We start from the raw sequence: 7,900 nt of genomic DNA on the forward strand, positions 1-7,900 counted from the left end.
CGGCGGCAGCGGCGGCGGCGGCGGCGGCGGCGGCGGCGGCGGCAGCGGCGGAAGCGGCGGCGGCGGCGGAAGCGGAAGCGGCGGCGTGGAGATTCCTCCCGGTGGCGGTGGAGGGCAATGCGCGGTCGACATGCGCTCCTCAGGGAATGCCGGATGGCTCGCGCTTGTCGGCATCGGTCTCCTTCTTCGCCGCCGTCGACGTTGATATCTAAGCGACGTACCTGAGCGACCGCTGCCGCTTCCGTCTCCCTTTTTCCGGGCAATTCGACTACGTTGCCCCCATTCATGCCCTCGCACGCCCGCTCCTTCTCCGCCGCGGCCATCCTTTACGCGACCGTCCTCCCCGCGTGCTCGGCGCCGCCTGCGCCGGCGCCTCCGCCCCACATCGTCGCGAAGACGCCTCCGCCGCCGGCGCCTCCGCTTTCTCCTTGGCGCTGGCTCGTCTCCGGGGAGCGGAACCAAGCTGTGTCCGTTGCGGGTGGCACGCTCCGGCTCGTCGGGGGACGGCGCCTCTTGCTCGCCGCGAATGGCGCGTCCCACTGGCAGACGGACGATTTGCCGCGGCCGCTCGATCAACTCCTCGTCGTCCCGACCGCGCAGGGGCCGCGCCTCGTCGGACGCGCAGGGGACGCCGTTTATCGCTTCGACGAGCCCCTCGGCCCCGGCAGACCGCTCCTGCCCCCTGGGACGCCCGTGTCGAGCATTCAGGGGATGCCGGGGCTCGTCGTCGTCGCCACGAGCGACATGCCCTTCGCCCCCACCCGGTTCTTCTCCGTCGAGGATGGCAAAGAGACGCCGCAGCCCCCGGCGTTGCCCGACTTTCCCCTGTCGAGCGTCGCCTTCGAGGACGAGCTCCACGGCGCGGCCCTCCTCGTGCTCTCCGGCGCCTGGGTGACCCGGGACGGAGGCGCGACCTGGCAGCGGCCGTGGAGCAAGCGTCCGTCGGGCGTCGTGCTCGATATCAGCAGTTTGGACGAAGTCGACATCAAGGCCGGCAAGCTCGATGGGATTGAAGAGGGAACCGAAACGCCCAGCGCGGCGGCGCCGATCGAGGCGCCCAAGGCTTTGCCGGCGCCCGGCGCTTCGATCCCGCTCGGCGAGCTCGTCGACCTCGACCGCGATCCCATGGCGACCGCGGCGCTCGCGGGTGTCGCGGCGCCCGACGGCGGCGCGTGGATCGCGTGGAACGGGCTCGTCTTGCATTTCGATCTGGCGACAGCGGCCGCGACGGTGGTCGCCGCCATTCCCGGCGTGGATCCCAAGAACACCCCTTGGTGCGACCTCCGATCCGCGGGGCGTGATGTCTGGGTCGGCTGCAGACCACGCGACCAGCTTCATAGCGCGCTCACTTCCGTCTTCCGGGGGAAGGTCGAGGGCGGCAAGCTCTCGCTCGGGCCCCGAGAGGCTGTCCCTCCCTCCGCGACCGAGCTGCGCGTCTCGCCGAGCGGCGGCGTGCTGGCCTTCGTTCCCGGCTCCCAAACGGTCGACGTCGCCGCGCGGCATGCGAGCGGGCAATGGCGCAGCGTCTCGCTCGGCGCCTCGCACGTGCCCGAGAGCGCAGGCCCTCTCGCGGACGGGCGTGTCGCCTTGCTGAAAAAAACCAAACCCGGGCAGGAGCCGCCGCACGTGGTCGTGGTGACCCCGGGATCCGAGAAAGAAGAAGCGCTCCCGCCGCTCGATCATCCCGTGCTCTCGGCCTTCGGCCCCATCGAGGAGGACGCCGCGCACGTGCTCCATTTCTTCGCTCGGGACAACGAGGGGGTTTTCGCCGTCGCCCAGCCCATCGACGGCGGAGCGGCCCGTGCCGTGCGCATCCCGGGCGCGTTCGCGGCGCGCCTTCATGGCGGCAAGGGCATTGCGTTGACGGAGCAAGGCGTGCTCGTGTCGACCGACAGCGGGATGACCTGGAGCCCGATCCCGGCGCCCCCAGGCGTGCTCGCGATGCTCGTGGAGCCCAAGGCGCGGAGCTTCGTCCCCGGCGACGCGGGCGCGGTGCGCCTATCGATGGCGTGGGAGCACGGCTTTGAAAAAGCGTTTGCCGTGGGTGAGATCGGCGCGATCCTCGGCGATCACCTTCGCCTCGGGTGGGGCGCCGAAGCGGCGTCCCCCGTGGACCCGCCCGAGGTGCCGATCACGCCCGAGGCGCCGCCTCCGCCGCTAGGCAAGCGATATGCGCTCTCCTGCCGGGCCGCGGGCGCAGCGGCGAGCAGTTTGTCCCCGCGCGACGAGACGTGGACCGACTTGACCCACGTAAAACTCCCTGCGGGCTTGTCACCGGAGGGCGGCATGATCGACCAGGAGGATACCGTCGCCATCTCGGGCGAGGACGACAGCCCTCCCGAGGTCGCGAATTCGCTGGGCGCAATGGCGCTGTTCGTGCAGGGCGCTCCCGAGCCGAAATCGCTGGGGGACCAGCCGCCACGCCGCTGGCTGCTTCGCTGGCTGGATCCCGGCGAGATCGGGAGCCGGCCCCGCACCTGGCAAGGCGCCGCGCCCACCTTCGAGGACCACGTGACGCGTGTCCGGCGCATCCACAAGCCGGGGCAGGACGTGCCGATGCGGGTGGAGCTCCGCGACGCACACGTCGCGGGCATTGCCTCGCGCGACGGCCGGGCCATCGCCTACGTGAGCGGCCTCTTCAGCGAGCCGAGCGACGAGGGCGACGTCCCCAGCGGCGCGGGCGGCGTCTCCCGCGGCGCGCGCGACGCCTACGGGGACGCGGGCGACGGCTTCCATGGCGCGCATGTCGACTACGGGGACACGCGCAACCTCCACAGCTACGCGGGCGCTCTCGTGCGCCTGAGCGCGACGGGCAAGGGCGAAGTGTTCCGCGTCATCGTGGGAGACGCGTCCTTGCCGTCGGGCACGTTTGGGGAGGACCACCTGCGCATGCGCGCGCTCGAGCCGGGGCTCGTGCACAACACGAGGATCCTCGACGATCGGCTCATGCACGGGGGCTCCTCCCTGCGCGGGGTGGCCTTCGGCGGCGGGCCCGGTGCGCCCATTGCCGGGATCCTGGCCCATCAGCTCTTCGTCTGGTTCGAGGGCAAGCCCATGGTGCCGATCGCGCAATTGCCCAATTTCGAGTTGTATTACCGCGCCCAGATGATCGTCGGGGAGCCGAGCACCGAGGGGGTCCCCTTGCTCGTGCTCGCAGGGAAATTTCAGCGTTTCGGGCTCGTGCCAATCCCCCGGACGAGCCCCGCGGTTCCGCCGCTGCTCGACGGTGTCGCGTGGAAGCGCCTCCCCACGCCGCTCGTGCTCGAACGGCTGCCGTCGTGCAATGCGGGGGCCCCGGGGATGAGGTTCACGCTGCACGCAAACCAGCCGTCCTTGCGCGTGCTGATCGATGGCAAGGAGCGCGCCACCACGTCGGCGACGTTCGATGTCCGGGCGACCGAACGAGGCGCCTGCGTCAGCCGCGCAAGCGTCCATTTCGAAGGAAAAGACGAGTCCGACGAGTCCGACGAGTCCAACGTTCGATTCGTGCGCGCCGATCTCGCCAGCCGGCGCGCCGAGGGCGGGGCGGTCGACGCGCCAAAAGGCAAGGTGAAGAAGCTCGCGTGCGCGTGGATTGCGACCCCTGAGCCCTGACCTCACGACGTGATCATATCGTCGCGACGAAGTGCCCCTCGGCGGTCGCGAATCCATCGAGGTACACCGTGTGCGGGGGCGCGGGGTCGACGAGCAGCGCGCAGAAGCCACCAGGCTGCACGAAGAACATCTGCGCGTCGCACACGAACCAGTGCACCTTCACCCGCGAGGCCAGGAGCGATCCCGGCGGCGGAACGGCGACGCCCGGTGCGCCCGACGCGCCCGGCGCCACGAACGCGTCCACTTCGAGGTGAACCTCGAGCCAGCGCTGGAAGCCCACTTTTCGCGCGACGCGGCCGAGGCGGCTGGTCACCACACGCCCCCAGCAAGGAACGCCGACGCGCTGCAACCGGAGCGCGTCCTGCTTGTTCTTCTGCTGGACGCGGATGGACTGCACACCGCCCCAGACGAGGCTGATCCCCAGCAACGCGAAGAGTCCGAGCGGCACCAGATTCTTGGCGCGCACGGGCTCGATGGGAGAGAACGGTAAAAAGAGCACGCACATCCCGAGGGTGAACAGCCCAGCCAGCAAGAGGCCGACGCCCATGGTCTCGTCGAATCGGCCGACGATGCGTGGCGGGAGCTGCGGATACATCCAAGGCGCGCTGGCGGAAGCGGCGAGCACGGCACCACAGCCGGCGCAGGACGGCACCCCCGGGGAGACCGGGGCGCGGCAGCGAGGGCAGGAGAGGGAGGGCAGGGGGATCAAGGTGACGCGCAGCCTAGCAACGGAGGGTGGGGCGCGGGACCCGTTTCAGCGCGATTCCAACTTCCCTGTCGGCCACGTCGCACGTGCCAGCGGCAGCGGTCAGCTCACTGCGCGCTCAACCGCGTCGAGCCCGAGCCCCCGTGCTCATATGCGAAGCCCAAAGAATCGTAAGACCGCCTCCGCCGTCGTCTGCAACTCCGAGGGCGCCGCGCCCGTGGCTATCCAATCAGCAACCAGTGCGCTCACCCTGCGTACACGGTCGCGCTCTTCCTCACCGACAACCATCGATGTCATCACCTCTTTCGCCATGACACCATCAAGAGCGCGCTCCATCTCCTGCAGGGTCGTTAGCCATTCAGGAACCGGGGTCGGCGACGCGCCCGCCCGCAACGCGGTCACGAACGCATAGATGCAGTTGATGCCATCGGAAATCGCTCCCGCTATTTCTCGATCGCGTGTCACGTGTCGCTCCCCTCGTTGCGTTGAGCCTGTCCGACCTTCTTGAATCCGCTTCGAAGCTACGTCGCTATGCGAACGCTGGAATGATCTTCCCTCGGAGGAAGAGAATGCGCTTCTCCAGCAGGTCCGCATTTGCGGAACTGGGGTTTGCCTGCACAGGAAATACGTCGCGAAGGTTGCCGCCCCGCCGGACAGCGCGAATCCAGTCCTCCATCAGCTCGCAATAGACCTCGAGTGCTTGTGTCGGCGATGCAGCTCTATCGGTGACCAGATAGGCCGACGGCAAGTCACCTGCGATGACCCACAGCCACTCATCCGTCGCACCTACCCGTCGAATCCGGAAGAGGAACACCGCGACAATCCCGCCGATACCCAAGCCGAAGAACTCTTCCTCGATGCCGGCGCACCACGTGAAGCTGGCGAGGTACGTGCGAGCTTCCTGAAGTGTTGCTTGCAGCTCTCTCGTTTCGTCGTCGTCCTCGCCGCGCATCTGCGTTGTCGGCTGTAGCTTCGAGCGGTCGGCGTGATTGTTCATTTCGTTGATTTTCCTTCGGCCCCGCGGGCACCCCATCTCTTGAAATCGCCGGCCCGGCTGTGTTGACGAGCGTGCTCACTGTGCGGCATTGGCTCTATGTTGTCGGTGCCGTTGGAGCCGCCATCGGCCAGCGGCTTCTTGTGAGCGACGTCCTGGTTTCGGCCGGTCTTTGGGTCTTTGGGCCACCGCTGCCCGTTTTCCGACTCCCATTGCTTGCGCAGCGTTTTGCTCGATACTCGTGGCGTACCCTTGGTGGTCGGCGCAGGCCCCGCAGTCGGGGGCTCGCCGCCGCGTGGCTTCGGGGCCGTTCATTCGGCGTTTCCGGGACCTAGCAAATGCCGCGCGACGTTTGTGGCGTCGGCTACGAGTTCGCGATTTTCGTGCTTGCTAAACCATTTGAGCATGCGACCGAACGCGCCTCGCATCCACTGTACTTTCGACAGGGTCGAGAGCTGCTTCTTCAGAGAATCGATCTCCTTTTTTAGGAGATCGATGTCTTCCTTGACCTTCTCCTTTGACGCTGCACTGTTGCTTATCTCGTCGGCCAATTTCTGTTCGAGTTCGTCGAGGCGCTGTGAGTAACGTCGCACTTCCTCGCGGGTAAAGAATACCTCTGAGCCCTCAGCCTTCGCGGCTACCTCTGCAACAAGGTTCTCGATTACTTCGCGCTGCTTAGCCAACTCACGAGCCAATGCTCCGTCCTTCAGATCGATTTCGGCGCGGCGCAGCCACAGTGCAAAATTTGCAATAAGTCCATCCCACCCGTCCACGGTATCCGTCTGAGTTGGACCTAATTCGCCTGGTGATGATACGGTATGAACGACCAGCTTAGAGGAGTAGCCATCCTTGGAGGTCGTGTATGCCGTGGGTAACGAAAAGGTAAACCATAGATTCGGCGAGGCCAGGTATTTGACCATTATCCCCGCTAGGCTGTTATTGAACTTGGTCTCCTCGTACGAGAAATCGTTAGGCAGGAAGAAGTTTGTTGCCTCGATCTTGGAGCACAGGTCCCTGAAGAGCGCCGGCCGCAGAGATTTGGGAATCATTCTGGCGAGCAACCTAGCGCAAGCCTGGCTGTGTGGGAAGAGTCTGCCCAGGAAAACGCCGTACGCAGTCCTCGTTTGCCGAGGAGACCTCCTCATGGGAGCTGCACGGGCCCCCACGCATACCTCGCCGTCATCCTCACGGCCGCCGACACGCGGTGGAGAGGGAGGGAGTTTCCGGCTCGGTTCCGCGCCTTTCGCCCCTCTCCGCCGCGCGGCTGACCATCTATCGCATTTTCGAAAGGCTCGAAACTGTTGAGCCCGACTCTGGTGATCGAGCTAAAGATTTCGCATACTTAGCGAGATGAGACCACTGCTCAGGCCGCGCGGAGAGGGGGGCGGGGGTGAGGCTCCGGAGCCGACGTCGTCTATGGAACACCCTTTCAGAGGACGAAAGCCTTGTGGGGGAGGGACAGCGCGCCTTCGCTCTCGGCCCTCGCGTCCGAGCGAAGCCGCCATCGCGTCCTGGCCCTCAGCGTTCGCGTGGGAGCGGGCCCCTCTCGCTTCCTAGCCCTCGTCGTTCGCTCGGACGCGAACCCCCTCTCGCGTCCTAGCCCTCGTCGTTCGCTCGGACGCGAGCCCCCTCTCGCGTCCTAGCCCTCGTCGTTCGCTCGGACGCGAGCCCCCTCTCGCGTCCTAGCCCTCGTCGTTCGCTCGAACGCGAGCCCCCTCTCGCGACCTCGCCCTTCGCGCGGCCGTTCACAGAGCAAGATTCTGCCGATGACAGCATCCGGCTCCTGCTTATCGTGTGGCCCTCACCCCAAAGACTCCCGCTCCTTCCCTGAGGGTGCGGGCATGGAGGTTTTCGTGAACGACATCATCGCTCCTTACATGGGCCCCAGCATCATCGACGTGACCAGCGTTCGCCCGAAGCTCGTGGACCTCGACAATGGCACGCTCATGGGCGCGCAGCGCGAGAAGCCCGGGTTTCCAGAGGTCTTCGACGAGCTTTCGAAGGCCATCCCGCAGTACGGCGAGACCCTCGGGATTCACCCCGGCATCTGGCAGAAGATCCTCGACAAGACCGCCACGCTCGATGAGATCCGAGCGCTCAAAAAGGATGTCCTCAAGCTCGCGGAGGTCCTCGAGGAGAGCGAGCTTTACTACGAGGACGCGCGTGAGGCCGACATCAGCCGTATCGGCGGATTCGTCGACGCCACCGCGCAGCACGGCGACCCGTCCGTGCAGGCCGCCTTCCACAAGACCCGCGCATACCGCTCCCAGTACGCGAAAAAGGCCGCCGACCAGCGCCGCAAGAACAAGCAAGCGCGCGCGGAAACCGACGCCGAGCCCGGCACGGAAACCAAAGCCCCGAGCCCCGCCTGAGCGAAGCGCTGAAGCCGCCGCGCCGGGGCGCCGCCCCGGACCCCGCGGGGGCTCTTCGCCCCTCGACCCGAACCAGGGCCAGCCCTGGACCTTTTGGGGACGAACTGCGCGATGCGCAGTTCGTCCCACAGGCCGCGTTGCCCGTTGAACCGTCAGCGCTGCCGTCTTGGTGGGCAGCGCCGCTCGTGGTCTTGACCCCGGCTGTTCGATGAACTGCGCATCGCGCAGTTCATC

General features: G+C 66.8%; 7 protein-coding genes. 3 read left to right on the plus strand and 4 right to left on the minus strand.

What is annotated here, in order from left to right; all coding sequences use genetic code 11:
• Positions 1-205 (plus strand): hypothetical protein (locus QHF85_RS49175; RefSeq protein ID WP_281334487.1); only part of this gene is annotated, 205 nt, incomplete at its 5' end.
• A gap of 80 nt (positions 206-285) precedes the next feature.
• Complete coding sequence (locus QHF85_RS49180; RefSeq protein ID WP_281334488.1) at positions 286-3,594, plus strand: hypothetical protein; 3,309 nt, start codon at positions 286-288, stop codon at positions 3,592-3,594.
• A gap of 13 nt (positions 3,595-3,607) precedes the next feature.
• Here QHF85_RS49180 and QHF85_RS49185 read toward each other — a convergent pair whose 3' ends face one another.
• The 4 genes from QHF85_RS49185 to QHF85_RS49200 form a co-directional block, all read right to left on the minus strand.
• On the minus strand, positions 3,608-4,219 hold the full coding sequence (locus QHF85_RS49185) for a hypothetical protein (protein ID WP_281334489.1): 612 nt from the start codon (positions 4,217-4,219) through the stop codon (positions 3,608-3,610).
• Between the two features lie 228 nt (positions 4,220-4,447).
• A complete protein-coding gene (locus tag QHF85_RS49190; RefSeq protein WP_281334490.1) occupies positions 4,448-4,765 on the minus strand; it encodes a hypothetical protein in 318 nt (105 codons plus the stop codon).
• Positions 4,766-4,829: 64 nt separating this feature from the next.
• Positions 4,830-5,297, minus strand: coding sequence for a hypothetical protein (locus tag QHF85_RS49195; RefSeq protein ID WP_281334491.1), 468 nt, complete (start codon positions 5,295-5,297; stop codon positions 4,830-4,832).
• 308 nt (positions 5,298-5,605) lie between these two features.
• Positions 5,606-6,343 (minus strand): hypothetical protein, encoded by a 738-nt coding sequence (locus tag QHF85_RS49200; protein WP_281334492.1) that lies wholly within the window; start codon positions 6,341-6,343, stop codon positions 5,606-5,608.
• 804 nt (positions 6,344-7,147) lie between these two features.
• On the opposite strand from QHF85_RS49200, the gene QHF85_RS49205 reads away from it, so the two are divergent.
• Positions 7,148-7,666, plus strand: coding sequence for a hypothetical protein (locus tag QHF85_RS49205; RefSeq protein ID WP_281334493.1), 519 nt, complete (start codon positions 7,148-7,150; stop codon positions 7,664-7,666).
• Positions 7,667-7,900: the final 234 nt, after the last annotated feature.

It is taken from the genome of Polyangium sp. 6x1 (assembly GCF_029946515.1).
Lineage (GTDB): Bacteria > Myxococcota_A > Polyangia > Polyangiales > Polyangiaceae > Polyangium.

Excerpts from the sequence above, each read along its gene's own strand:
- QHF85_RS49180 (WP_281334488.1), top strand. The coding sequence starts at position 286 with ATGCCCTCGCACGCCCGCTCCTTCTCCGCCGCGGCCATCCTTTACGCG.
- QHF85_RS49195 (WP_281334491.1), bottom strand. The coding sequence starts at position 5,297 with ATGAACAATCACGCCGACCGCTCGAAGCTACAGCCGACAACGCAGATG.
- QHF85_RS49200 (WP_281334492.1), bottom strand. The coding sequence starts at position 6,343 with ATGATTCCCAAATCTCTGCGGCCGGCGCTCTTCAGGGACCTGTGCTCC.